The sequence below is a fragment of the uncultured Oribacterium sp. genome (assembly GCF_902481605.1).
Taxonomy (GTDB): Bacteria; Bacillota; Clostridia; order Lachnospirales; family Lachnospiraceae; genus Oribacterium; species Oribacterium sinus.
In genome coordinates, this window is record NZ_CABSXI010000013.1 from 13,203 (window position 1) to 37,885 (window position 24,683).

Consider the following 24,683-nt stretch of genomic DNA (forward strand, 5'->3'; position numbering starts at 1 on the left):
CAAATCCCGAAAAGCTCTGTTCATCATTGCATTTTAAAATTCCGAAAATATATCTATCCTGCTTTCTTTGGCTGGTTATCCCATGCTCCATCAGGCCCCAGCGTATAGCCGTCCACCACAGTATTAAAAAGCATTTTTCCGTTGTTAGCACCTACTTCAGGGTTTAGATAGTACCATTTTCCACTGATATACTTCCATCCGGTACTCATCTTTCCCTGCATCTCGCCTTCTTCGGTACCGAAGTAGTACCACTGTTCTCCAATATACTTCCAACCGGTATTCATCTTTCCACCATTTTCCGTATCCGTATTATCCAGATAATACCAGGCATCCTTAATCTGTACCCATCCGGTGGACATATAACCTTCCTTATTAAAGAAGTACCAGTTGTTGTTTATCTTCTTCCATTCATCCTTAGGGTAAGAGCCGTCATCATTCTTCACCCACCAGCCCTTACTATCCTTCTGCCAGTCAGCCTTATCGGATCCCTCCTTGGGCTTACTGTCTTGATTCACTATGGACTTAGAGCCGCCACTATAGGAAGAGTTGCCTCCGCTATGAGAAGATCCTCCACCGCCGCCTCCATGAGAGCCACTAGAAGAAGAGCCTGTATTTTTACTCTTTGGCTTTATGATACTTTCCTCTCCGGAATTATCCAGGGCAAAGTCGGTAAAGAGAGGATTGGCATGACGATCGCTAAGCTTTACAGAAGAATGGTTAATAATTTTATTCTTTCCGTTAATACCCATATCTTCCTTATAAAAGGCAGTATTTCCAATTCTTCTTACTGTAGATGGAATGGTTATGGTTCCTATAGAGGAATTTGGTATCAGTTTTTCCTCCCCTCCGGCAGGAGTATAGGTACTTCCTGAATCACTGCTCCTTCCATAAAAGGCACCGGAGTCTATTTCTTCCAATCCCTCCGGCAGGTTTATATCACCGGTGTAATAAATTCCATCAAAAGCACTAAACTCTATGCGTTTTAAATTCTTAGGAAAATGGATATTTCCCTCAATAATCGCTAGCAAAAAAGCATTTCCACCAATGCTTCTTATGGAATCCGGCAAATTAAGATTGCCAATTATATTGGTAGCATAAAAGCTCTCATAACCAATTCTTGTAATTCCTTCCTGTAATTCTACATATATTGTAGGCTGATTCATTGCCTTTAAAAGCTTTACCCAAGGTCTGTCCCCATTCTTTCCATTGCAATCCAGTATTTCTCCCTGTCCTCCAATAGTAAGAACAAAGGGCTGCTTAAACTCTCCCGGATTCTTGGGTCGGATACTCCAAGTAATATCCCCTTCTTGGGTGGGTAGTTCTGTTGCATTGGCTAACGCAACGGTAAAAGCAGGAGAAACCTTCCTGTACTTCTCCTTCCCTTCCTCCTTTATGACTGCCAGCACATAACAACTATAGCTTTTTCCTGCCTCCCAAGCACTAAGATCAAAGCGACGGTCATACTTCAATTCTCTTTGCACCATTTTATTGCCACCGGACAAATTCAGTATAGACTTATATCCACGCATTGATAAATTGCTATTCCATGTTCCCTCTGCCGTCTTAAATGTACCTTCATTCACTTGTTCAGCAGGATTATCGGTTCTGTAGAGATAATAATCCACATCTTCTATGCCATAAGTACCTGTTTTTCGTGTAAGTAAGGTTGATAATTCCAAAAAGGCTGTTTTCCCCTGAAAAGTCCATAGCTTTAGCCCCTCGAATTCAAAAGAAATAATCTTATCCGAGTCTGCTTCCGGACTTTGCTCCACAATGGTATAACGAGAATCATAATGACTCATTTGATCTTCAATTTCATCCTGATTTTTTAGTTTACAGGAAGAAAGATTTTTAATCTTATTCTTATTTCCTGCAGTCTTCACAAAGGCTCTGCTCTCTATTTCCTTTACTGAGGCAGGAATCGTCACATCCCCCAGCTGATTAGACTGATAAAATGACTCTCGAGGAATATAGTTTAAAGTTGAAGGTAAAGAAACCTTCTTTAAATTCGGCATTCCCTTGAAGGCCTCACTGATATCAAAACGCTGTATTCCCTCCTCCAAAACAACCGTACTAATCTGATTTCTAAATACCTTCCAAGGAGCCGTTTCTCTAAAGTCTGTATCCCCATATCCCCTTATGGTAAGGGTTAGGTTATTATCTTTTCCGGTCAATATATAGTCTATATTTTTTCCGATTCTTCCGGAATAGATGGCATTCTGTACGATAAAATCTAGATATCGAATACTTTCATCCATGGACTTTATCTCTATCCTTCCACTTCCTGCCTTTTTACCGCTAATAAAGTATTCTGCTCCTCTTTTCTCTACAGCAAGAATATCTTCATTTAAAGATTTAATTTCCTTAACTGAGTAGAAGAATTGATTTGAATCTTGAAGATCAAACAATTCCTTAACATTATGACTACCTCCTAAGTCTAAAGCTATAGAAGAACTGTTAGCCCGCTTCTGATCAATCAAACTGATTACAAAGAGCGAAAAATGCTTTGCAGAAACCTCCAGACTCTTACTCTCCAAGTCAATTTTAAGTCCCTCCAGCTTTTCTACTTCCGCATCCGACTCATTCAAATGATAAACCGCCAGTTCCTGATTTCCTTCTTCATTAAAAAAGTTAAGCTGTTCAAATTGCACCTTAACTTCTCCTTTATTTGTATCCGGCTGAAGTTCTTCGCCGTTCGCATTTAGAATACTGATATCCAGAACAAGGCTATTGGCCAGGTCTTGATCCTCCTCCAGTTTCTCTTCCACAGCACTTTCCACCTTTTTTTCTGTTGCTTTGGAAGGTTTCTTTACTCTAAGCTTTGCATCTTCAGGGAACACGCCCACATCCGCAGTAACTGTTACAACAATACCATCTACAATTTCACTTTGATAAAAGGAAACTTCCCTTTCTCCCAAAGCTTGAAAAAGCTTTGTAGAATCTGATTCTTCTACTTCAGTCTTTTCCTCTGCCCTTACAACCTCTTCTTCCTCTTGAACAAGTGTTGGATTTTGCTCTACTAAAGCCTTGGCAAACACACTTGTAGGGAAGATAGAGGAAAGAGTTAGGAGCACTAACAATGCCATTGCACATCTTCGTCTAAACATTTTTTCCTCCTTGACCTAAAATTTATTCGGTATGAAGCGAAGAACTTTCATAGTGAGTCTTCCTTACATACAGAAAATACTTAATTTTTACTTTATCACATTCTCCTTATTTTTCATTTCCACTTTCTTACACCTTAGGGAGTGTAAGTAGGTGTAAGTTTTATTTTTATATAGAAAAAAGAGTGGAACACCCGAATTTCGGGCATTCCACTCTTTTTTATCTGTCAAATCATGCTTCTTATGCCTTCTTTGCAAAAAGTCTTTCGTTAATCTCATTGACCACAACACCGATGGCATTGTCTCCGGATACGTTACAAGCAGTTCCGAAGGAGTCCTGGGTGATGTATAAAGCCACCATGATGGCACAGATGGGGCCATTAGGATCTCCTGCTTCCTTACCGAAAATCATATAGAGGAAAGGAAGTGCTGTCATAATGGAACCTCCGGGAGCACCGGGACTTGCCACCATCGCGATACCCAGAGTCATAATGAAAGGCACAACGGTTCCGATGGAAATTGGAAGGTTGTTCATCAGACATACTGCAGTTGCACAGGCTGTGATGGTAATCATGGATCCGCACATATGGATGTTGGCACAGAGAGGCACCACGAAGTTACGAATCTGCTCAGATACTCCATCCTTCTTTGCACACTCCAGGTTTACAGGAATGGTTGCCGCAGAGGACTGGGTTCCCAAAGCGGTTGTATATCCCGGAATCTGATTCTTGATTAAAGTAATCGGGTTCTTCTTGGCAACGGTTCCTGCAATAAAGAACTGCACAGTGATGTAGATTAAGTGCATGCAGATTACGGTTAAGAATACCTTCCACAAAATGCTCAAAATTGCGAAGGTCTTTCCGGAGTAGGTCATATCCACAAAGGTTCCCATGATATATAAAGGAAGCAGAGGGATAATAGCGGTATGCAGTACCTTATCAATAATGCCGGAAAAATCCTTCATGGTATTGTAAAGGTCATTTCCAATTTCCTTCCCCTTCATGGAAGAAAGGCAAAGTCCCATGATAAAGGCCAATACCACTGCAGAAAGGGTATCTAATAATGGGGGAAGAGCAATGCTAAAGTATCCGGAAACGGAATTATCCGCAGTCTTTGCAATCTGATCCAAAGCGTCCGGAGACATAAAGCTGGGGAAAAGGTTACTGGATACCACATAGGATGCAGTTCCTGCAACCAAGGTAGAGCCGTAAGCCAGACAAACGGTAATCAGGAGGAGCTTCCCTGCTCCTTGAGACAGGTCTGCAATTCCCATGGTAACATAAGCAAGAATCATCAAGGGAATAACGAACTTTAAAAAGCTACTAAACACGCCTGAAAGAGTAACGATACCTCTACAGAACCACAACGGGAAAAACTGACCAACAAGAATACCCAAAATGATGGCAATGATCAGTCTTGGCACTAAGCCAATTTTGATTTTCATACGAAGCCTCCTCTTCTATGGGGCTAGCTACTCCGAAGGGAATAATCCGCATTTTCTCCAAAATACTTACAAAAAAAGCACAGGACTACTTTGTTTATCCCCTGTCAATGACGCTATAACGCAGGCTTTACCGGCGATACTCGTTAAAAACAAAAGCCACCTATCCACAGAAATGGATAAATGGCTATTGTATCTGACAATGCTTTTCTGTTTTAAAGCATCCCTCTCTTCTCCCAAAAGTCTCGAGAAATACTTCGTTCTTTTTCACAAAAGTATTTTTAACTATCGGAGTATTTTAGCCACTTTGTCCTATCTTTATAAACAACTTATAAAGAATACTCCTCATAGTATAGCACTTTTATAAAATTCCGCCAAGAGTCATAATGAGCGGAGCAAATACCAATGCAATTACGGTCATCAACTTAATCAAAATGTTGATGGAAGGTCCGGAGGTATCCTTGAAAGGATCTCCTACAGTATCTCCTACAACCGCAGCCTTATGGGTTTCAGAGCCTTTTCCGCCGTTGTGACCTTCTTCAATGTACTTTTTAGCATTGTCCCATGCTCCACCGGAGTTGGACATGAAGATTGCCATCATAACACCGGAAACCAAAGATCCTGCCAAAAGTCCGCCAAGAGCCTCTGCACCGAGAAGTAATCCGATAGCCAGCGGTGCAATAACAGCCAGTACACCGGGAACAATCATTTCCCTTAAAGCCGCACGGGTAGAAATACTTACGCAGGTCTTATAGTCAGGCTTATCTGTTCCTGCCATAATGCCCGGCTTCTCTTTAAACTGTCTTCTAACCTCTGAAATCATGGCAAAGGCTGCCTTACTTACAGAGCTCATGGTAAATGCAGAGAAAAGGAAGGGAAGCATAGCACCGATAAAGAGTCCGATACATACCCTACTGTCCAAAACATTGATGCTCTTTAACTGTACAGCTTCTGCATAGGAAGCAAATAAAGCAAGAGCTGTTAAAGCCGCGGAACCGATAGCAAATCCCTTACCCATAGCCGCTGTTGTATTTCCTACAGCATCCAGCTGGTCGGTAATCTTACGAACGCCCTCTTCCAGGCCTGCCATTTCCGCAATACCGCCTGCATTGTCCGCGATTGGTCCGTAAGCGTCTACCGCAACGGTGATTGCCGTTGTGGAAAGCATACCTACAGCGGATAAAGCAATACCGTAAAGTCCCAAAAGACTGAAGGATACAAAAATTGCTACGGAAATCAATAAAATAGGAATAGCGGTAGAACGCATTCCGATAGCCATACCGGAAATGATATTGGTAGCGGATCCGGTTTCAGACTGCTTCGCAATTTCCTTTACAGGAGCATAGCTGGAGGATGTGTAATACTCGGTAATGGCACCGATGCATAATCCTGCAATCAATCCTGCTGTAACAGCCAAAGCCGCATGGAAATCTCCGAAGAAATAATTGGAAAGTCCAAAAGCAAAAACAATAACTGCCACTGCAGCAGAGTAGCTGGCAGTCTTTAATACCTTACTGGGATCCTCTCCACCAATCATAACTACGGAAAAGCTTCCTAAGATACAAGCCAGTAAGGATAATCCTGCAAGAAGCAGAGGAAAGGCAATTCCTTTATCCTGAAAAGCCAGTGCGCCTAAAGTCATAGCAGAAACCAAAGCACCTACATAGGACTCGAAAAGGTCAGCTCCCATTCCAGCAACGTCACCTACGTTATCTCCTACATTGTCCGCAATAACCGCAGGATTTCTGGGGTCATCCTCAGGGATTCCCGCCTCAACCTTACCTACAAGGTCTGCTCCAACGTCGGCTGCCTTGGTATAGATTCCTCCACCTACACGGGCGAAAAGGGCAATGCTGGAAGCTCCCAGGGAGAATCCGGAAAGCACACCTACGTCCTTCGTGAAGTAATAGAAAAGTCCCAAACCGAAAATACCGAAGCCTGCCACGGACATTCCCATTACGGAACCGCCGGAAAAGGCAATGGATAAAGCCTTCTTCATTCCGGACTGTCTTGCCGCCTCTGCAGTACGAACATTGGCTGCGGTTGCGGAACGCATTCCGAAATATCCTGCCAATGTGGAAAGCAAAGCACCGAAGACAAAAGCCGCTCCGCTAAGCCAGCTTCTTGTTCCTAAACCGATGCAAAGGAAAAGGCTACAAACAAAAAAAAGAAGAATCTTGTATTCCGCGAAGAGAAAGGCCTGTGCACCCTCTGCAATCGCATGGGCAATTTCCTTCATCCTCTCGTTACCGGAATCTTCCTTCTGAATCTTCTGTGCCTGAAAAAAAGCGAACAAAAGACCCAATACGCCCAATACGGGCACCAGCATAAACATAGTATTCATATCTTCCTCCCTCGTGAAACCATAAATTTTGTCAAAAACTCATGGATTTTCTCCTGCTGTTTCCCCATTTTAACAAAATGATTAGGTTTTTTCTACTATTATTTTTAAAAAAGAAATTTATTCCACTATTATTTATGCTTTTCTTTTCGTACAATTTGATTTTATATTTTTAAATAAATAAGCTTCGCTAAAAATCTCTCCTTACTTATTCTTCAGTAAATCAATAATCACACCTATTCCGTAGAGCATTCCTCCCAAGTAAATGGCAATATCCCCTATGTTAATGATGGCATTTTTCAAAAAGGGAACACGAACATTGATATAGTCTGTCACCTTTCCCTTAATCAGTCGATCATAAGTATTGGAGGACGCCCCGCCGATGACCATGGCGGTACCCCATTTTTGCAAAAAGAAACCGTCCCCCAGAAGAATACTCATATAAGGCAAGGCAAAAATCAGGAAAAGGGTAGCCAGCAAGGACAAGGTCTTTACCAGCTTCGGATACTTTTCAAGTCTTCCCATGGAAAATCCCGGATTATGGGCTCTTCGTATCTGCACAAGACCTTTGGAGCCGGGTAAATCTCTGGGGAAATTTTCCTTCGGCTCTTCGTCTATGGCATGTTTAAAAAGCTGGTCTATGGCAAAAATGCCTGCCGCAAAAAAGATGAGGTAACTCATTTCCTTACTGAGATACCATATCCATTCGATATGATACTGTTTCAATATCCGTAACAAAAGTCCATGCTTTCCCATTTTTTCACCCTAAATCCTTTTATAAGATTTGCCTTCTTACTCTCTGCACCTTCATCATTATGACTTTGCAGTATTCTTTATACCTTCGTCATTTTTATTTTGCAATATTCCTGATTGCTTCTTTATTCTTCTTCCCTACTCTTTTTTCTTATCCTTCTGCTTCTTCTCACCCTATTGATATGCCGTTCAAACTCTCCGCTTTCCAAAAGCTCCGTAAGGATGCACTGCTCCAGCACCGGCACGGAGCAGGAGTAAAAGGAAATTTTCTCCAGATTTTCTTTCAAATTCTTCTTTGGTAGCAATAGATACGCCATACGAAAGGCCGGACCGATGGTTTTGGAAAAGCTGTTCATGTAAAAGACATTTTCCCCGGCTTCCATGGAAAAGAGACAATCCTCCGGCTTTCCCAGGGGAGAAAACTCGGAATCATAATCATCCTCAATAATAACCGCCCCGTTTCTATGGGCAAAGTCCAGATATTCCCGCCTTTTGGACGCATCCGCCGTGATCCCTGTAGGGTAGCTGTGGAAGGGAGTCACATGAAGCACCTTGGCCTTTGCCTTTTGCAGGGCAGCACTTTCAATACCGTTCTTTCCCATGGGAAGGAGCTCCAGTTGAATACCATGGCTCTCATAAATCCTTTGCATCTTATCATAGGAAGGAGATTCCACGGCAAAGCGCTTTTCTTCTCCCAGGATTTGCGCCAGAAGGGCATAGAGATTCTCTGCTCCGGCGCCCAGAATCATTTGCTCTTCCTCCACAAAGATTCCCCGTCCTCTTCGCAAATATTCCTTCAGTGCCCTTCTTAAAAAAAACTTCCCCTGCATTTCGGAGGCTTCCAGAATCTCCTCCTGATACTTGCTCATGGCTCTCCGCACCGCTTTGGCAATGGTGGGATAGGACATTTGCTCCCGGGAAACAGCAGTTTTCCTCTTGAAAAAATCGATAAAACCGGCTTTCTCTTCCTTATCGGTAACAGGAAAAACATCTCCCTCCTGGTAGGAAACAAAGTAACCGCTTCGTTCCTTCCCCTCAATATACCCTTCCTCCTCCAAAAGTGCCAGCGCATGTTCCACTGTAATCAGGGAAATGCCCCGTTCCTCGGAAAGATAGCGCTTGGAGGGAAGGCGTTCCGAGAAGCCGTAGCGGCCTTCCACAATATCCTGCCGCATTTCCCGGTAAAGCTCCATGTACTTTTTCACCCTTCCCTCCTTTCTTTGGCTGTAAGCTCCTAAATCACTTTTTCGTAGCTGAATTTTACTCTGCCAAATTTATAAAAACTGCTTATAGTAGGCAAATGCAGAGGGAATACTGAGTTCTCCGTGGATTTCTTCCTTACTATAGAAACGATAGCCCTGCTTTTCCCAAGTCTTCTTAGCTTTACCGCTCTCCTCCGGGAGAAAACGTTCTCTTAAAATGACGGCCTTTTCTTCTTTCTGTCTTTCCTCTTGCCGTCCTTCCTCCTGAAAGTCTCCGCAATAAACCTCATAGCCTATCATTTCCCACTCCTTGTGGGTGAAAATGTGTTTTGCCTCACCTAAAGCTTTGATTCGCAAGGAACGTAAGCCTAAGTTTTCCACCGCTTCCAAGGCTTCCTTTTCCGAACAATGCCCTTCCAGCTTATAAAACTCGTAAAGCCCTGCCAAAAGGCCTTTATTTTCCCGTTTCTTCAGCATAAGCTCCTCCCGATGTCGTATCAGGAAAATGCTGTACTGCTCCACTTTTCTTTTCTTTTTCTCCGGAAGCTTGGGGTAGTCCATAGGATTCCCCGCCTTGGCACTGCTGCAAAACGCTTTCAAAGGACAGGTCTTACAGCCAATCTCCCCCTTGGGAAGGCAGACTCCGGAGCCAAGATCCATTAAAGCCTGGTTAAAATCCCCCGGGTCAATGCCCTGCATTTTCTCCTGAAAATACGAAAAAGCAAGCTTCTTTCCCTCCGGCTCCAATACCACCTTGGGATAGCTTGTTAAACGAGCAAAAATCCGAAGCAGATTTCCATCCAGTGTCGGAATTTCTTCCTTATAAACAATGGAGGCAATGGCTGCGGCGGTATACTCTCCGATGCCGGGAAGCTTCTTTAATTCCTGAAAAGTTTTCGGCATTTCTCCGGCGTATTCCGTCATAATTGTCTTCGCCGCCTTTTGCAGATTTCTTGCCCGGGAATAATAGCCCAGTCCCTCCCAGAGCTTTAAAACCTTCTCCTCCTCCGCATTTGCAAGATCCGCAATTTCCGGAAGTGCCGATAAAAAGCGGGAATAATAGCCCTTCACCGCCTCCACTCTGGTCTGCTGCAACATAATTTCGGACAGCCAGGTGTGATAAGGTCCCGGATCTTCTCGCCAAGGAAGAATCCTCCTATTTTCGTTATACCAGGAAAGAAGCGCTTTCGCAAAGGGATCCTCCCCTCCGCTAAACTGTCTTTTCTCTTTCATCTTCGCTTCTTCCATTTATTAAACCTCTTTAAAAGAAAAATATTTCCAATCCAATCAAAATCAATATAACGCCACCTAGGATTTCCGCCTTATTGGAAAGAATCGTTCCGCATTTTTTCCCTATGCCGATGGCAAGGTAACAAAGAAGCAGGGTTTCCCCTCCGATAATCAGAGAAGCCAACAGTGCCTTCGTCAGAGTATAGCTTGCGATAGTAAAGCCAACAGAAAGAGCATCGATAGAGGTGGCGATTCCCTGTAGCAGTAAATCCTTCTTTGTCAGAATGGATTCCGCCTCTTCCTCCTTTTTCTGAATGCCTGCAAGCAGCATTTTCCCACCGATATAGAGTAGAAGTCCTAAAGAAATCCAGGGAATCAAAGTTTCCAGCTTCTGAAAATACTGCAACAAACAATGTACCATAATCCAGCCCAAAAGTGGCATCAAAAACTGGAAGAAGCCATATACTCCTGCAATAGACCACCTCTTCTTTTCCTGCATTCTTTTTTCCGCAAGACCGTTGGCCATGGAAACCGTTACCGCATCCATGGCAAGACCTGCTCCCAATAAAATACTGTTGATGATAAACTTCATAACACTCCTGACTCCTGCATCTCAACTTAAGTCGAATCCGGTTTATGAGATTCTTCTACACTGCTCCTACACAACGAAAACTCCCGCACTTCAGCGCTAACACGTAGGAAAATTGAGATTCCCCGCGATACAGGTACTCGATAAAAAACAAAAAGGTATAACGATTGCTCGCTATACCTTAAAAATCCTATGACAGACTCCATGTATAGCTTGCGTTATACATGAGTCTCGCATTTTAAAACAAGCCAGGCTTCCCGCCAGTATGTTGACTTGTTGCGCTTTCGCGTATGCTACTCCCTCACTGCTCTTATGGAGTTTCCCATAAAAGCACAGGGTTAGTCAATTCTAACAATACTTTCAGCTGTTTTTCTTCTCATACAGAAGCCTGGTAACGGAAAAGCTTTGGAAACCACTATGCTTCCCGAAAGCTATATACAGATAACAATATTCAAAGCTTTAAAGATTTATTCGAAGGCAAAAACATTCAGTCCGGTCTGTCCCTTTAAATCTTCCTGTCTTCCCACCTTGCCAGGCAGGGTATGAAGGAAGATTTCTCCCGTTCCGGAGATTCTGCATTTTTTCAAATGTCCTCCAATGCCTCTAAGCTCTTCATCACAGGCATTGGCATGGATGTGCAAATAGGGCTTTCCGTCCTTTTCCGTTACAGAACCAAGCAAAGAGGTAACTTCCATTTCCCCGGTAAACTCCTTGGGATAGTATTTCTTCTCGGAAACATTATAAAGCCCCACTTCCATGCAATCGGAAGCACCGATTCCGGAAATGCTGGCCAAGGCAATGCCCTCCTTCTCACAAAGGTTTGTAAGACATTCCATCACTTCCTCTCCCCTGTCTAAACGTACCACATAATCCTCTCCGATTTTCCGAAACTCCATAGAATCTCCTTTCCCTTCTCTCAAACTCAAGTTTTTTAGCGTAACGCCGTGAACAGTTTTCTTTTACAGTATAACACTGTGATTAGTTTTCCTTTACAGTATAACGCTGTGAACAGTTTTTTTCTATCGCACTCAGGAAAATACGTATGATTGCTCAGAAAACACATATAATCGATTTATTCCCGGACGCCTTTTCTGCTTCGGGAAAATCTCCGGGATTCTCTTTCGAAAAAAACAAAGCTATTGTATACTTAGGCAGACTTTTTGAACTATTTTTTAGGAATTAAAAAAGCTATTTCTTCCTATACAGAAGGTTGGAACCGGCAAAGAAAATGGCAAGCCTATCAGACGGATAGAAATTGTACAGAAAATGGCAGGCCTATCCGTAGGAAGAAGTCGAAAAAAGGAGAAGAGCAGAAAAATATGGATATTATTCAGAAAATCAGCGAGGATTTGTCCTTAAAGAAAAAACAGGTAGAGGCGGCGGTACAGCTTTTGGATGAGGGAAATACCGTCCCCTTTATTGCCCGGTACCGTAAGGAGCTGACCTCCGGTTTAAATGATGAAGAGCTACGAAATCTTGAGGAGAAGCTCCAGTATCTTCGGAAGCTGGAAGAGCGTAGAGAAAGTATTCTCCATAGCATTGAGGAGCAGGGAAAATTAACGGAGGAATTGAAAAAGGAAATCCTGGCCGCAGATACCGCCGTTCGTCTGGAGGACCTGTATCTTCCCTATAAGCCCAAGCGGAGAACCAGAGGCATGATTGCCAGAGAAAAGGGACTGGAAGGACTGGCGAAGGCCCTTATTTTACCCTGTGAAAATCCGGAAGCAGAAGCGAAAAAATATATTTCTCCTGAAAAGGAAGTGTTGACTGCTGCGGATGCACTAAACTACGCCAAGGATATTTTGGCGGAGGACTTCTCCGAGGATGCCCGCTTAAGAGAATGGATTCGAAACAAGAGCCTGAAGGAGGGCTTCATTTGCTCCTCCTTAAAGGAAAAGGAAGAAACACCAGAAAGTAAAACCTATGAAAATTATTTTTCCTATGAAGAAAAAATCCAATCCATTCCGGGACACCGTATTCTGGCCTTGAATCGTGGGGAAAAAGAAAAAATTCTCAGCGTAAAGCTCCGTTTTCCTGAAGAAGAAATCCTTCATTATATAGAGGAGCAGGTGCAAGTCAGCAAGAAAGGAAAATGCAGACCTTACCTGGAGGAAGCCATTGCCGACTCCTACAAGCGTCTGATTGCCCCCTCCATTGAGACGGAAATCCGAAATATTTTGACCGAAAAGGCGGAGGACGGGGCCATCCTGGTTTTCTCCGATAACTTAAAGCAGCTTTTGATGCAGGCACCCATTACCGGAAAGGTAGTGCTGGGCTGGGATCCGGGCTTTCGTACCGGCTGTAAAATCGCCGTGGTGGATGCCACCGGAAAGGTACTGGATACCACCGTCATTTATCCCACCCCTCCTAAAAATCAGGTGAAGGAGTCTATGGCAACAATCCACCAGCTGATTCAAAAGCACCATGTGGATATTATCGCTTTGGGAAATGGAACCGCCTCCAGAGAATCGGAAAAGGTGATTTCCGACTATTTAAAGGAGCAAAAGAGTCCTGTAAAATATGTGATTGTCAATGAAGCAGGGGCCTCCGTATATTCTGCCAGCAAGCTTGCCACAGAAGAATTTCCCAATTTTGATGTGGGAGAAAGAAGCTCCACCTCCATGGCAAGGCGTTTGCAAGACCCCTTGGCGGAGCTTGTGAAAATTGATCCCAAGTCCATCGGCGTGGGACAGTATCAGCACGATATGAACCAAAGTAAGCTTACAGAGCAGTTAAACAAGGTGGTGGAGGACTGTGTAAATAAGGTAGGGGTAGACTTAAACACCGCCTCCGCCTCTCTCCTATCCTACATTTCCGGAATCAGCAAGACTATTGCCAAAAATATTGTGGCTTTCCGGGAAGAAAACGGTGCCTTCAAGTCTCGAAAAGAGCTTTTAAAGGTGGCCAAGTTAGGACCAAAGGCCTTTGAGCAGAGTGCCGGATTCCTCAGAATCCGTGGGGGAAAAGAGCTTTTGGATATGACCTCCGTACATCCCGAGTCCTACAGCGTAGCGAAGGAAATGCTGGCATTAGCGGGAATTGCGGAGAATGAACTCCTTTCCGGAAAAGGCAAGGAAATGGGAAAAATCCTTTCTTCTCTCCCCGGTGGATTAAAGGGCGTAGAGCAGAAACTTTCCGTAGGAGAATATACCTTAAAGGACATTATTGAAGCTTTGGCAAAGCCGGGAAGAGACCCAAGAGAAGATGTTCCCGCCCCCATCCTTCGAGAGGATGTGCTGGAACTGGAAGATTTAAAAGAAGGCATGGTTCTACAGGGAACCGTGAGAAATGTCATTGACTTCGGTGCCTTTGTGGATATCGGGGTGCATCAGGACGGCCTTGTGCATATTTCCGCCCTGTCCAAGAAATTTGTGAAGCATCCTTTGGATGTGGTAAAGCTTGGGGATATAGTGAAGGTGAAGGTCTTGTCTGTAGATGTGGCCAGGAAGAAGATTTCCTTAAGTATGAAGGATGTAGAGTAAGGGGGCTAATATAAAAGGTACATCTGCGAAAACAGATGTACCCTATCTCCCAAACAAATCGGAGTGCGTTCCCGTCCTTGAAGCTGTGAGGATCAGCTGTGATTTATTTACTGCATAAATAAGCAGCCAATCCGGCAGGATATGACATTCTCGAAACCCGATATAATTTCCGGTTAAAGCATGGTCGTGATAACGCTGATCCAAGGTTTTTTCTTCTAAAAGAGCATTTAGTACCGTTTCAAGCAAAGATAGATCATAGCCTCGTTTTTTTGCAAGTTTCAAATCCTTGCGAAAGACACCTGTGGTTACAAGCTCTAACATTATTCACCGTCCGTTTCCGGCTCATCCAATAATTCGTGTACCGAGGCATAACGCTTGGCGGGAATTTTTCCTGCCATAATGAGCTTTGCTTCCTCCATCGCCATTTCCGTTTCCAAGTTGAAACGAGGCTGTTTCATTTCAAAAGGAAGTCCTCCCTCCATCAGTGATTTATGAAGAAAAATATTGATGGCATCGGTTACGGTAATTCCAAAGCTTGAAAATAACTGTTCCGCACTCGCTTTTGTTTCCGGATCAATACGGACATTGATATTCGCCGTTTTTGCCATGGTTTTCACCTCCCTGCTTTCTTATAGGGATTATATCACTTTTGCAAACAAATGCAATACAATGTGAAACTTTTTCATACTCTCGCAAAAAACGAATAGCATGAAGTTTTTCAGTCCCTTATTTATCCCTCTTCCAGCTCTTCCAATGCCAAGGAGCTTTCTTCCCAGATAGCATATTGCTCCTGAAGGGAAGCTTCTGCGGCTTCCTGCTCTTTATGGAGCTCCATCAGTCTGCCTGCATCACTTCCCACCTCTTCCATGGCAGTGGAGAGTTCCGTAATTTTTTCTTCCAAGCGGGCAATTTCTTCCTCTGCCTTTTTCAGGCTGGTCTCCCATTTTCTTTTCTTTGCGGCAAATTCCTTTTGCGAAGCCCAATCCTGCTTGGCAGCCTCTTTCTCCTGCGCCTTCTTTAATTCCTCAGGGTCTACCCAAGTGTTTTGCACTGTATCCTTTTGAAGGCTGTCACCGTAGCTTCTGACGTCTTCCTTCTTTTCCAGATAATAGTCGTAATTTCCGATATAATTATCAAAACGATTGGAAAAAAGCTCCATGATTCTTGTGGCTGTTTGGTTGATAAAATATCGGTCATGGGAAACATATAAAACCGTTCCCTCATAGTTACGGATAGCTTCTTCCAGAACTTCTTTTCCCTGAATATCCAAGTGGTTGGTAGGCTCGTCCAAAATCAAGAAGTTGGCATCGGAAAGCATAAGCTTTGCCAAGCTCACTCTACCCCTTTCTCCACCGGAAAGGTCCCCCACTTTTTTATACACATCATCTCCGGTAAAAAGGAATGCTGCCAGTACATTCCGAACTCTGGTGTTGTTCATATCAGGATAAGTGTCCTGAATTTCATCAAACAGGGTTTTTTCCATATGAAGAACGGCATGCTCCTGGTCATAGTAGGCAATCTTCACTTTGGAGCCCAGACGAAACTCCCCTTCATCCGCCTGAATCAGGCCATTTAAAATCTTTAAAAGCGTTGTCTTTCCGGTACCGTTATCTCCGATTACTGCTACATGTTCTCCTCTTTGAATGGAAAAAGTCCCATGGGAGAATAGCCTTTTACCATCAAAGCTTTTTCCTAAATCTTTCGCAATCAAAACGTCATTTCCGGAGGCTTCCCTTGGCATAAACAAAAGGCGCATCTCATTCTGCAAATCCTCCGGTTGCTCCAGTCGCTCCACCTTGGACAGAAGCTTTTCTCGAGACTCTGCCCTCTTAATGCTTTTTTCCCGGTTGAACTGCTTTAGCTTTTCGATAACCGCTTCCTGATGTTTGATTTCCGCCTGTTGATTCTCGTAAGCCTTTCTTTCCGCCTCCCGAATCATTTTCTTCTTTTCCGCATAGGCGGTGTAATTTCCCAGATACATCCGGGCCTTTCCCCGTTCCAGGTCAATTACCTTCGTCACGATTTTATCTAAAAAGTATCGGTCATGGGACACCAAAAGAACAGCCCCGTCATATCGTTTTAGGACCTTTTCCAGCCACTGAATAGAGCCGATATCCAAGTGGTTGGTAGGCTCGTCCAAAATCAAAAGGTCAGGCTTTTCCATCAGGATTTCTTCCAATCTCTTCTTGGTCTTCTGCCCTCCGGAAAGAGACTCGTATTCTTCGTCCTCCTGCTCCATATCCGCATGTTGCTGCGCAAGGTAAGCCATCTTCTTATCTTTGGAAAATGCAATCCCCCCCTCATCTGCCTCCTCAATTCCCAGAATACAGCGGAGTAACGTAGTCTTTCCGGAACCATTGATTCCCACAATGGCTGCCTTTTCCTTTTCCTCAAGATGAAAAGATACTTCCTTTAATACTGATTGTCCTACATAGGACTTACTTAGATTAGAGATATTTAAAATCATAGGCTTTAGTATACTGGATTCCCTGACTTTCGGCTATGGTTTTTTCCTCCTGTTTTCAATAAAAAAGAGCGAAAGATTTTACTCTCCCTCCACGCTTTGCACCAAATATTATATTATTTTTGGTGCATTATTTAATTTCGTGAATTTCTTTTTCCAGTTCAAGCACTGAATTCATTAGTTCTTCAAAACTCGGATACTCGCCAAAGAACATCTCAGTCATATTTTTATAATCTTCTTTAATATCCCTTAGGCGATACTCATCAGGCATAAGTCTGATTGTTTCGGTTGTAGCTTCTTCATATTTTGCCCATTTTCTCGGATAAAATTTCTGTTTAAACTGAACAACTTTTTCAAGGAGCTCATGGCTCTTAAAAGCTCTGTCTTTATACCTCGAATTTGCAATACAAACTAAATCATAATAGTGTCTTGCATATCTTCTAGGTATTGCAAGCTCTTCAGGTCTGTTTGCTTCATGATGAAGGATAGTCGCTTTCTCCCAGAATGTTCTTTCAGGAAGAACGGTTTTTACTTCTATGAAATCCCCCTCAAAGAGCATAGGATATATTTTTTGTATATCAGGCACAATATGAACTGCTTCCGATGGTGTCCATGCTGCCAGTGTTCCAATCTCAAGTCTTACTACTTGTGTTACATACGAAGACTTAAATACTTTCGGATATTCAAACAATACTGTCTGCAGATCGCTTTCATCTATTCTTATATGAAATTCCTCATTAAGCATATCTCTAAAATCACTTTCTAACTGAGGAACAAATTCATTTTTTAGAAAGTCTTCTGTCTTTTGATTGGAGTCTTTATTAAATTTATCTTGATTTGTGTTGGAGCGTTCTTGCCACGGTTCATCAAAGCTATACCCGATTACTCTCCAATCAAGTATTAAGTCAATATCTTCAGAAAATCTGTGAATTAAATTAAAGCACTTTGAAAGGCTTGTGCCACCCTTAAAAGTAAAAGCCTCTTTCCACTTACACTTAGAGAAGAGATAATTCAAAACAAAGCATACCCAATAATCTTTTTCAAGAATTACCTCATTTACACCTATTTTCAAGGAAGCATTTTTGATAACTTGCTCCAATTCATTTTTTGACATCTTTTTGTATTCAAACATTTCTACACCTTTGAAATTTTCTTAATAACGCCGTATACCCAGGCACTTGTGGTTTTACTATCCGCAAGTAGTTCCGACTTTTCTTTTTCGGATAATTTTTCTCGTAGATAATCAATCTGCTTTGAAGTGATTTTATCTTTTCCGATTGCCTTAATAGATTGTATAACCATTGCAGTAAGTGTTGACATTTGGGAAACATCTCCATTATTTCTACGCTTAAATTCGATTGTTGCATTACCGAAACTGAAACTGACATATCTTCCGTCTGAGATGTATGTCCACTTTGCCGGGACTTGCGTAGACAAGCCTAATAAATTTAAAGCCGTATTGCCCGATGGAGCAATCGTCCAATTATATTTTCTGGCAATTGCATTCGCAACTTCATTCACGGACGGTGCTTCATACTCTCCAATCAGTTCTATATATTTCGGCTTATAGTAGATGCCTTTCATAATACGGATAATCTCTTCATCTTGTACTAGACGATTTAATGTACTGCGAACTGTTTCATATCCTGCAATATCAAAAAAATCATTGGCGATGAAAACCTGATTGGAGTCAAAATTTTCTATCCTACTTAATATTTTTTGCTTATAATTCACTTGATATGCCACCTCCTTTGCACCAAATATTGTATAATATTTGGTGCAAAGGGTCAATGGTAGTAAATCTCCTCGGTATGTTCTAAAAATGGCTGCTTTTGCATGTTTTCACCTCTATGAATTTGCTACACACTGTGTCGCATTTTAAATATCTTGCGAAAGGATTCCCAAATGTACTAAAACTTCTTCTTTGTCCTTACCATGTCTTTTTATTACTCAGTTTCAACAATTCTCATCACATCATCTCTGCCAAGGACTATGCAACCCCGATCCACCCATATCCCTGAACTGCCATATCCACAAAATGGTTCATAAGCAGATATACCTTAGAATCAAAGGATGCTTTGTCATAGCTTTCAGGCAGATCATCATTCAGAGATAGCTCCAATCCAACAAGAACGAGGAAACGAATAGCAGAGTCTATCACTCTCTCCAAGAAATACAGATTCTCTTTTCAGCTTTATAGAATATTATCTAAATCTCCTTACTATATTTTTTAAAACATACGAATAAAAAGAAGCGAGATAGATATTAAAAACATTGCAAAGTAGTACAGGTACTTTCCGCTGGTTTTTATTTTGAACAAGGGAATTCTGAGAAATTCTTGTCAATATTCCGCAAATGCTTTAGAATATAGAGGACTTTACTGGGAGGTGAAGTTACACTTAGTCTATTTATCATTAAAAAGGAGGAACCATTATGGCACACGTAGTTAGTGATGAGTGCGTAAGCTGTGGAGCATGTGCAGCAGTATGTCCAGTAGAGGCAATTTCTGAGGGCCCAACAAAGTATGTTGTAGATCCAGATACTTGCATCGATTGCGGCGCTTGCGAAGAGCCATGCCCAACCGGAGCAATCGCAGCTGAATAATCAAGATGTCTTGCGTATCGCAGGGCAGTCATTATGAATAAGAGTTCAAAAAAAGTTGCTCAATCGAGCAACTTTTTTCTTTTATCACAGACCTTCCAAGAGCTTTTCCGCTTTAAAAAATCTCTATATACATTTCGATATTTCTCATGCTTACTTATTTAAAGCAAAGTATCATGCATTATTCAAAGGCTAAGCTTATATCTGCCCCATCCATCTAGGCGCTTTCATGGAGCCTACGGGCAATAATCTTTCCCATCTTCTTATAGAACTGTACTTTTTTCTTTCTTCTCTTCTTTTCTTCCTCAATCTGCCATAAAAAGAACAGAGAAGCTACAACGGCAAAATACGCCATCCACCTTACCTGAGGAAGGATAGACAGCATCCCCACCAGACCGAATCCCAGCATACAAGCAACAAATATCTCAAAAGTTTTTAACGTAATCTTCATCATTTTCTCCTCCTCGCTTCCTTTCGGATTAGCTTTTCCATATTATAAAACAGTACATTTGTTTTGTAAATAGATATTCTCGAATAAATGTTTGTTTTTATTTTTGTTCTATTTTATTCTTTTTATCTATTACCGCTTTATGCTAACAAAAAAGGAGTCCGAAAAAACGGACTCCTGATTGGCTTTTCTTCTATTTCTGATGTTTATTCTGTTTTGTCTGATAACCCTATATTACAGAATACTTATATTCATGAGTACTTATATTCATGAGTACTTATATTCAAGAATACTTTTATATCTGCTTCTCCTCTATCTTCTATCATATATAGGATCTTTTCCGGCTTATAACACGAAAGGTCTTCTGTAGAAAGGCATTCTATCCCTTACAGCGTCTTCCGCCTTCTTATTCTGATAGGACATAACTGCCAGTGGCGTGTTTCCACCAAAATCTCTTCCCAATACGGAAATGTTGGAGAAGCTTGGCTGAATGCTGCCTACATGACTAACGATGCAAACATTAAACTCCTTATCATTTTGACGAGCTCCCACCAAGTATGCCGCAGTAACATTCTGGTCATCCCGCATATACTCTGCCAGAGCCTCTTCCAATTCCTTGGTGTCTCCCACCGGGTCGGAAAACTCAATAGCATCGGAAACCTGCACCGGATCCTGTCCCATCAAATGCGCTTGATTCTGATGGAAGCAATTTACGATAAACTGACGCCACAGAATAAAGTTTTCGGTATTCATATTAATCACAAAGCCGGAGATTCTGGGATCCCCCAAAGCCATGGAAGCTACCTGGTGGAAGCTTAAAACGGCATGGGTTTCCAGGCCCTTAGTCCAATGCTTTGCCTTTTCTTGTGAAGTAAACAAAACATAAAAATGATTGTGGTCCTTATCCTCTACTACGGCAAAGGCAGGCTTTCTTTCCTGACCTTCTCCCACAGTTCGCATAGGCACATAAAATTCTGTATGATGATTCAACGCATCCATCAGACGGTCTTCCCACTGCTGATTAGGCTCAGCCTGTAAACCGTGTATCGCCATTAGCAGGCGGGCATTCTTCTTTTCTCTATAATCACTCATGGAAATAGACCTCCCTTTCCTTTGCCATTTTAACATAGAGGCCTAAACTGCACAAGTTTTGTAAAAAATCCTAATACCCGGATTATGGCAAAAATCACATTCCCCTGACCATGGCAAAAATGCATTACTCGGGTTGTGTCAAAAATCGTATCACTACAATGGAATTTCTTTAAAGAGAACTATGGTAACGAAGCTCTATCTCCACTGCCGGAAGAATTGTTTGATACAAAATATTCTTCTTTAAGGCTTCCTTACACCGTTCTATCGCCTCTTCCTCTTCCAAAAAGCTATAGAAATACAGGTCAATGGTAATTTTAGAGATTCTCGGGCTTTCTTCGTATCCTTTTACCCCTAAGTAGGATAGAGGGTGGTCTAAAACCACCCTCGCCTTTGCTTCCACATCCTCCAGAGGATTCCCTTCCTTCTTCATAAAACTGCAAATGCCATGAAGAATTCCGGAAAGCAGGCCTGCACAGAAAAGGTTCACAGAGGTGTCCGTATCTTTTTTGCTGTCAAACTCCATTTCTTTAGAAGAATCTATACAATGGTTTTGCATATAGACCTGAACCTGACCATCCTGCCTTACAATACCGCGATAGCGTAAGTCCTGATGGTGCATTTCATATTCATGGCTTTCCACAAGCTTCCTCCTAATACTTTTTCCGTAAAAATTCCTGGGCTCTGTGCAACTCCCTTAATTTGGCCTCAATACAGGGAAATTCATTTACAGGGCGATTGGCAAAGGTAGCAAAGCCGCAGTCCGGATTTAGCCACAGTCTTTCCTTTGGCAGATATTGCAATGCCTCCTCCGCCCGTTGTACTATGCTTTCCCCGGATTCTACCAAATCAATTCTTGGATTGATCACTCCTAAGCCCAAAATACAATTTTCACGAATTGCATCATTTTCCAAAAGGGAAGATAAGTCTCCCGCCCTCTTAGTGGAGTATTCCAAGGCCAAAACCGAAGGAAGTACCTTGGCAAATAAAGGAACCAACGGTGTGTAGGAGCCTGTTAAAAGAATTCCCTCATTCTTACTCCAGTTGCCTCTGCAAACATGAAGAACGCTGCAAAGTTCCTTTTCCTTCATAAAATCTACCACTTCTTTCAACAAAGATGCGGCAAATTCCAATTCCTCTGTAGGATCTTTCTTCTCTGACAAGGCGGCACACATAAAGGATCTGGTTTTCCCCTTGCTAAAGACTACCTCTGTAAGCACCGGCTCGTCCAGCTGAATCACCGATACCCCCATTTGCCTAAGCTCTTCAATTTCTTCTTTTAAAAGAGCCATTACATCTTTCCCCAGCTCTTCTTTGCTGTCATAGACCTTGGAAGAAAGGGCCGGAAGCCACATGGAACGGGTCATTAGGTAAGGACCCGGAAGAGTCGCCTTAAGCTCCTTCTCCGAAAACTGCCGGATTCTAAGGATCTCTTCCTTTAAAAGACTTTCCTTTCTTTTGATTTTCCCGGTGCAAATGGCATTTTTGATACTGACTGCAGGTACATCCAGGGTATCCAGAATTTCTTCAAAGCCCTGCTTGTCCTCCATGTAAGGAAGCATATCCGCCATGCTCATCATGGTGGCACCTTCCAGCTTTTCCGCCACAAAGGAAACATAATTGTCCCGGCTTAGCTCTCCCCCGGTAAGAATATCTATTCCGTTTCTTTCCTGCAAACGAATCACTTCTTCCGTCTCTTTAAGGAGTAAGGCCTCATAGTCCTCCCGGGAAAGCTGTCCGTTTTGCAGGCGACGTTTTCCTGAAAGCAAGTCCTTCGTTCTGGGCATACTTCCTATAAGGGAGCTGGTAAAGGGGAGAAAATGCTTACTCATTCATTCTCCTTCTCAAAGAAATGCAGGTACTCATTAGCCTTCTTAATCTGCTCAAAATTCTTGGTTCTTCCCGGCACCCAAGCCTTCAATCCTTCCATGTCCATCATTTCCTTATGAGCAGGATTATTGTAATCCATCTTATGCAGTACCTCTGTAAAATGAGCAAAGGCTTCCTTGGAAAAATCCGCTCTTCCGGTAAAAATGCAATGGTCAAAGAAATCTGTCTCGGACAAAATCTGTACCTGCGCTTCATCCAGGGTTCCATCTAGAATCCAAGCCTTGTAGTTTAAATCCAGCATCCAGCTTCCGTCTACTTCACCGGAAAGCATGGCCTTTGCCGCATCCAACTCTCCTCCCACATGATCTCCGTGGAGGCCAAGACCGATATCAAAGCGCTTTTCCGTATAGTCCTTTTCAAACTCTAATCCATTCTTATGTAAATGACATATAGGAATTAAACGCGCCTGAGGAGAATCATAGGCTCCGAAGCCAATGGTCTTTCCCTTGATATCCGAAATAGTCTGATAGCCCTTGTCCTTTCTTACCACAAGATAACTCTTCCGATCCTGATCCGTATCACGCATGGATCCGTTTAAACATTCTCCCTTAGTCCGCAAATAACTGTCCAGCCAAGCCAGAGGGGAATTCCAGGCAATGTCGATTTCTCCATTCATCAGTCCGTCCACCTGACTCTTGTAATCCTTATAAAAAACCGGCTCTATCGGGCAATTTTCCTGCTCGAAAAACTCCTGAATGATTCCCCAAATAACGGTTACCTTTGGCGCGTAAATAACTGCTCCTAACTTTATCTTTTCCATTTTATCCTCTTTTCTTTATCAACACTGTAAAATATCGAAGGTGTTACGGTAGAGTGCAAAGCCCAAGCCGAAGCTAAGAGTCTGTCCCTCTCGTTCCTTCCTGCAATAATTAAAGAAAGGAAGAGATATTTCCTCCCTCCCTTTCTTCATCCTTAAAGCTTATACCAAGGGCAAGCCTGTAATGGCTTTTCCGAGCCAAACGGTAAGCACGTCTGCACTGGGAGCCATAATCTGTCCGGCGTAGGCATCTCTTAAGAGTCTTTCCATACTGCCGACCTTGTTATAAGCCTTTCCACCTCCAACTCTCATGCCCAGTCTTCCGGCTTCAATAACCATTTCACAAGCAATCACACGAGCGGACAAAATCTTAGCCAAAGCATCCTCTTCTCCTGCTGCAGCACTTCTGGTCGCTTCCTTTGCTGTGCAAACGGAGGAATTAACCAGATTGTACATCTTCGCAAGATGAATCTGAACGGTTTCTATTTCTGCCAAAGAAGTTCCGGAAGTGTATTTTCTTTCTTTTGCATGGGCAATGCTTTCCTCTAACATGTGCTCCCCAAGTCCGGAATAGACTCCTGCAAGTCCTGCAATAAAGTAAGGTGCTACAACGTTAAATACATGTTCCTGTCCGGCACCCTCCTCGCCGATTCTATTGCTTACGGAAACAGCCGCCTTGTTTAAGTGCATCTGGCAGGAAACATTTCCTCTCATCCCAAGACCATGCCAGGTGTTTTGTTCAAACTTTAATCCCGGAGTCTCCAGAGGAACCAACCAGTTATCAATAGCTCCCTCCACGTCTGATGGAGCTAAAACCAGGTAATAAGAAGCCTGCCCGGCGGAGGTAACCATGCTCTTTACACCGCTTAAGAGTTTCTTGTCTCCATCATTTTCCGCCTTTAAATCGGAAATATAGAAATGGGTTCCTGTTCCCAGCTCACTGTATGCCAGAGCAAGAAGCTTTCTCTCTTCTACCACTTCTTTGACAATTCTCTTCTTCATCTCCTCACTTCCTCGAGACAAAACTACTGTCAAAGCCACATTATGCATCATATAGCATAGTCCGGTTGTCGCATCACTTTTGGCAAAAGCGCGACAAACTTCCACATGCTCCTGAATTCCCAAGCCTAAGCCTCCCTGCTCCTTAGGAATGAGCAGAGTTAAAAAATCCGATTTTTTAATCTCTGCAAACGCTTCTACAGGAAATACTCCTTCTTCATCTACCTTTTTGCTATAAGGATCAATGAATTTCTCTGCAAAATTTCTAGCCTCACAATAAATTGACATCATTG

At 42.7% G+C, this 24,683-nt stretch carries 22 protein-coding genes; 2 read left to right on the forward strand and 20 right to left on the reverse strand.

The window, feature by feature from the left end:
• Nucleotides 1-53: 53 nt before the first annotated feature.
• The 8 genes from RDQ32_RS03805 to RDQ32_RS03840 all read right to left on the reverse strand — a co-directional run bounded on the left by RDQ32_RS03805 (nt 54) and on the right by RDQ32_RS03840 (nt 11,556).
• Entirely contained in the window at nt 54-3,107 is a 3,054-nt protein-coding gene (locus tag RDQ32_RS03805) for a leucine-rich repeat protein (RefSeq protein ID WP_308579187.1), read from the reverse strand.
• A gap of 238 nt (nt 3,108-3,345) precedes the next feature.
• Nucleotides 3,346-4,548: a dicarboxylate/amino acid:cation symporter gene (locus RDQ32_RS03810; RefSeq protein WP_243155818.1), complete on the reverse strand. Its 1,203-nt coding sequence runs from the start codon at nt 4,546-4,548 to the stop codon at nt 3,346-3,348.
• A 358-nt stretch (nt 4,549-4,906) separates the two neighbouring features.
• Nucleotides 4,907-6,889, reverse strand: a complete 1,983-nt coding sequence (locus tag RDQ32_RS03815) for a sodium-translocating pyrophosphatase (RefSeq protein ID WP_007156951.1) — start codon at nt 6,887-6,889, stop codon at nt 4,907-4,909.
• Between the two features lie 201 nt (nt 6,890-7,090).
• The gene (locus RDQ32_RS03820) at nt 7,091-7,642 is read right to left on the reverse strand and encodes a signal peptidase II (protein ID WP_007156953.1); all 552 of its coding nucleotides are present in this window, start codon (nt 7,640-7,642) and stop codon (nt 7,091-7,093) included.
• Nucleotides 7,643-7,764: 122 nt separating this feature from the next.
• Nucleotides 7,765-8,844 carry a PLP-dependent aminotransferase family protein gene (locus RDQ32_RS03825; protein WP_308579188.1) on the reverse strand — a complete coding sequence of 360 codons (1,080 nt, stop codon included), beginning with the start codon at nt 8,842-8,844 and terminating at the stop codon, nt 7,765-7,767.
• Between the two features lie 69 nt (nt 8,845-8,913).
• The gene (mutY, locus tag RDQ32_RS03830; protein WP_308579189.1) at nt 8,914-10,089 is read right to left on the reverse strand and encodes an A/G-specific adenine glycosylase; all 1,176 of its coding nucleotides are present in this window, start codon (nt 10,087-10,089) and stop codon (nt 8,914-8,916) included.
• Between the two features lie 13 nt (nt 10,090-10,102).
• A complete protein-coding gene (locus RDQ32_RS03835; protein WP_308579190.1) occupies nt 10,103-10,663 on the reverse strand; it encodes a manganese efflux pump MntP family protein in 561 nt (186 codons plus the stop codon).
• Nucleotides 10,664-11,127: 464 nt separating this feature from the next.
• A complete protein-coding gene (locus RDQ32_RS03840) occupies nt 11,128-11,556 on the reverse strand; it encodes a DNA-binding protein (protein ID WP_308579191.1) in 429 nt (142 codons plus the stop codon).
• Nucleotides 11,557-11,979: 423 nt separating this feature from the next.
• Between RDQ32_RS03840 and RDQ32_RS03845 the strand changes: the two genes are divergently transcribed.
• Complete coding sequence (locus tag RDQ32_RS03845; RefSeq protein ID WP_308579192.1) at nt 11,980-14,142, forward strand: Tex family protein; 2,163 nt, start codon at nt 11,980-11,982, stop codon at nt 14,140-14,142.
• Nucleotides 14,143-14,184: 42 nt separating this feature from the next.
• On the opposite strand, the gene RDQ32_RS03850 is transcribed toward RDQ32_RS03845, so the two are convergent.
• The 6 genes from RDQ32_RS03850 to RDQ32_RS03875 form a co-directional block, all read right to left on the reverse strand.
• A complete protein-coding gene (locus RDQ32_RS03850) occupies nt 14,185-14,463 on the reverse strand; it encodes a type II toxin-antitoxin system YafQ family toxin (RefSeq protein WP_183682723.1) in 279 nt (92 codons plus the stop codon).
• Nucleotides 14,463-14,750, reverse strand: a complete 288-nt coding sequence (locus tag RDQ32_RS03855; protein WP_040648731.1) for a type II toxin-antitoxin system RelB/DinJ family antitoxin — start codon at nt 14,748-14,750, stop codon at nt 14,463-14,465. Before RDQ32_RS03855 ends, RDQ32_RS03850 begins: the two co-directional genes overlap by 1 nt.
• Nucleotides 14,751-14,872: 122 nt before the next feature.
• Complete coding sequence (locus tag RDQ32_RS03860; RefSeq protein ID WP_308579193.1) at nt 14,873-16,609, reverse strand: ATP-binding cassette domain-containing protein; 1,737 nt, start codon at nt 16,607-16,609, stop codon at nt 14,873-14,875.
• Nucleotides 16,610-16,736: 127 nt separating this feature from the next.
• Nucleotides 16,737-17,738 carry a nucleotidyl transferase AbiEii/AbiGii toxin family protein gene (locus tag RDQ32_RS03865; protein ID WP_308579194.1) on the reverse strand — a complete coding sequence of 334 codons (1,002 nt, stop codon included), beginning with the start codon at nt 17,736-17,738 and terminating at the stop codon, nt 16,737-16,739.
• A gap of 2 nt (nt 17,739-17,740) precedes the next feature.
• Nucleotides 17,741-18,340, reverse strand: coding sequence for a DUF6088 family protein (locus RDQ32_RS03870; RefSeq protein ID WP_308579195.1), 600 nt, complete (start codon nt 18,338-18,340; stop codon nt 17,741-17,743).
• Nucleotides 18,341-18,596: 256 nt separating this feature from the next.
• Complete coding sequence (locus tag RDQ32_RS03875; RefSeq protein WP_007156964.1) at nt 18,597-18,776, reverse strand: hypothetical protein; 180 nt, start codon at nt 18,774-18,776, stop codon at nt 18,597-18,599.
• 263 nt (nt 18,777-19,039) lie between these two features.
• Between RDQ32_RS03875 and RDQ32_RS03880 the strand changes: the two genes are divergently transcribed.
• A complete protein-coding gene (locus RDQ32_RS03880) occupies nt 19,040-19,210 on the forward strand; it encodes a DUF362 domain-containing protein (RefSeq protein WP_007156965.1) in 171 nt (56 codons plus the stop codon).
• Nucleotides 19,211-19,424: 214 nt separating this feature from the next.
• Here the strand turns inward: RDQ32_RS03880 and RDQ32_RS03885 are convergent, their stop codons facing one another.
• The 6 genes from RDQ32_RS03885 to RDQ32_RS03910 form a co-directional block, all read right to left on the reverse strand.
• On the reverse strand, nt 19,425-19,661 hold the full coding sequence (locus RDQ32_RS03885) for a hypothetical protein (RefSeq protein WP_183682709.1): 237 nt from the start codon (nt 19,659-19,661) through the stop codon (nt 19,425-19,427).
• 339 nt (nt 19,662-20,000) lie between these two features.
• Entirely contained in the window at nt 20,001-20,747 is a 747-nt protein-coding gene (locus RDQ32_RS03890) for an enhanced serine sensitivity protein SseB C-terminal domain-containing protein (protein WP_040648734.1), read from the reverse strand.
• Between the two features lie 169 nt (nt 20,748-20,916).
• The gene (locus RDQ32_RS03895; RefSeq protein WP_308579196.1) at nt 20,917-21,387 is read right to left on the reverse strand and encodes a hypothetical protein; all 471 of its coding nucleotides are present in this window, start codon (nt 21,385-21,387) and stop codon (nt 20,917-20,919) included.
• Between the two features lie 10 nt (nt 21,388-21,397).
• A complete protein-coding gene (locus RDQ32_RS03900) occupies nt 21,398-22,576 on the reverse strand; it encodes a cobalamin-independent methionine synthase II family protein (protein WP_308579197.1) in 1,179 nt (392 codons plus the stop codon).
• On the reverse strand, nt 22,573-23,394 hold the full coding sequence (locus RDQ32_RS03905) for a phosphate/phosphite/phosphonate ABC transporter substrate-binding protein (RefSeq protein ID WP_007156970.1): 822 nt from the start codon (nt 23,392-23,394) through the stop codon (nt 22,573-22,575). The genes RDQ32_RS03900 and RDQ32_RS03905 overlap by 4 nt, the downstream gene beginning before the upstream one ends.
• Nucleotides 23,395-23,553: 159 nt before the next feature.
• Complete coding sequence (locus RDQ32_RS03910) at nt 23,554-24,681, reverse strand: acyl-CoA dehydrogenase family protein (protein WP_308579198.1); 1,128 nt, start codon at nt 24,679-24,681, stop codon at nt 23,554-23,556.
• Nucleotides 24,682-24,683 lie beyond the last annotated feature (2 nt).

Excerpts from the sequence above, each read along its gene's own strand:
- RDQ32_RS03880 (WP_007156965.1), top strand. The coding sequence starts at position 19,040 with ATGGCACACGTAGTTAGTGATGAGTGCGTAAGCTGTGGAGCATGTGCA.
- RDQ32_RS03860 (WP_308579193.1), bottom strand. The coding sequence starts at position 16,609 with ATGATTTTAAATATCTCTAATCTAAGTAAGTCCTATGTAGGACAATCA.
- RDQ32_RS03850 (WP_183682723.1), bottom strand. The coding sequence starts at position 14,463 with ATGTTAGAGCTTGTAACCACAGGTGTCTTTCGCAAGGATTTGAAACTT.
- RDQ32_RS03845 (WP_308579192.1), top strand. The coding sequence starts at position 11,980 with ATGGATATTATTCAGAAAATCAGCGAGGATTTGTCCTTAAAGAAAAAA.
- RDQ32_RS03905 (WP_007156970.1), bottom strand. The coding sequence starts at position 23,394 with ATGGAAAAGATAAAGTTAGGAGCAGTTATTTACGCGCCAAAGGTAACC.
- RDQ32_RS03910 (WP_308579198.1), bottom strand. The coding sequence starts at position 24,681 with ATGATGTCAATTTATTGTGAGGCTAGAAATTTTGCAGAGAAATTCATT.
- RDQ32_RS03865 (WP_308579194.1), bottom strand. The coding sequence starts at position 17,738 with ATGTTTGAATACAAAAAGATGTCAAAAAATGAATTGGAGCAAGTTATC.
- RDQ32_RS03820 (WP_007156953.1), bottom strand. The coding sequence starts at position 7,642 with ATGGGAAAGCATGGACTTTTGTTACGGATATTGAAACAGTATCATATC.
- RDQ32_RS03810 (WP_243155818.1), bottom strand. The coding sequence starts at position 4,548 with ATGAAAATCAAAATTGGCTTAGTGCCAAGACTGATCATTGCCATCATT.
- RDQ32_RS03855 (WP_040648731.1), bottom strand. The coding sequence starts at position 14,750 with ATGGCAAAAACGGCGAATATCAATGTCCGTATTGATCCGGAAACAAAA.
- RDQ32_RS03805 (WP_308579187.1), bottom strand. The coding sequence starts at position 3,107 with ATGTTTAGACGAAGATGTGCAATGGCATTGTTAGTGCTCCTAACTCTT.
- mutY (WP_308579189.1), bottom strand. The coding sequence starts at position 10,089 with ATGGAAGAAGCGAAGATGAAAGAGAAAAGACAGTTTAGCGGAGGGGAG.
- RDQ32_RS03815 (WP_007156951.1), bottom strand. The coding sequence starts at position 6,889 with ATGAATACTATGTTTATGCTGGTGCCCGTATTGGGCGTATTGGGTCTT.
- RDQ32_RS03835 (WP_308579190.1), bottom strand. The coding sequence starts at position 10,663 with ATGAAGTTTATCATCAACAGTATTTTATTGGGAGCAGGTCTTGCCATG.
- RDQ32_RS03840 (WP_308579191.1), bottom strand. The coding sequence starts at position 11,556 with ATGGAGTTTCGGAAAATCGGAGAGGATTATGTGGTACGTTTAGACAGG.
- RDQ32_RS03900 (WP_308579197.1), bottom strand. The coding sequence starts at position 22,576 with ATGAGTAAGCATTTTCTCCCCTTTACCAGCTCCCTTATAGGAAGTATG.
- RDQ32_RS03890 (WP_040648734.1), bottom strand. The coding sequence starts at position 20,747 with ATGAGTGATTATAGAGAAAAGAAGAATGCCCGCCTGCTAATGGCGATA.
- RDQ32_RS03885 (WP_183682709.1), bottom strand. The coding sequence starts at position 19,661 with ATGATGAAGATTACGTTAAAAACTTTTGAGATATTTGTTGCTTGTATG.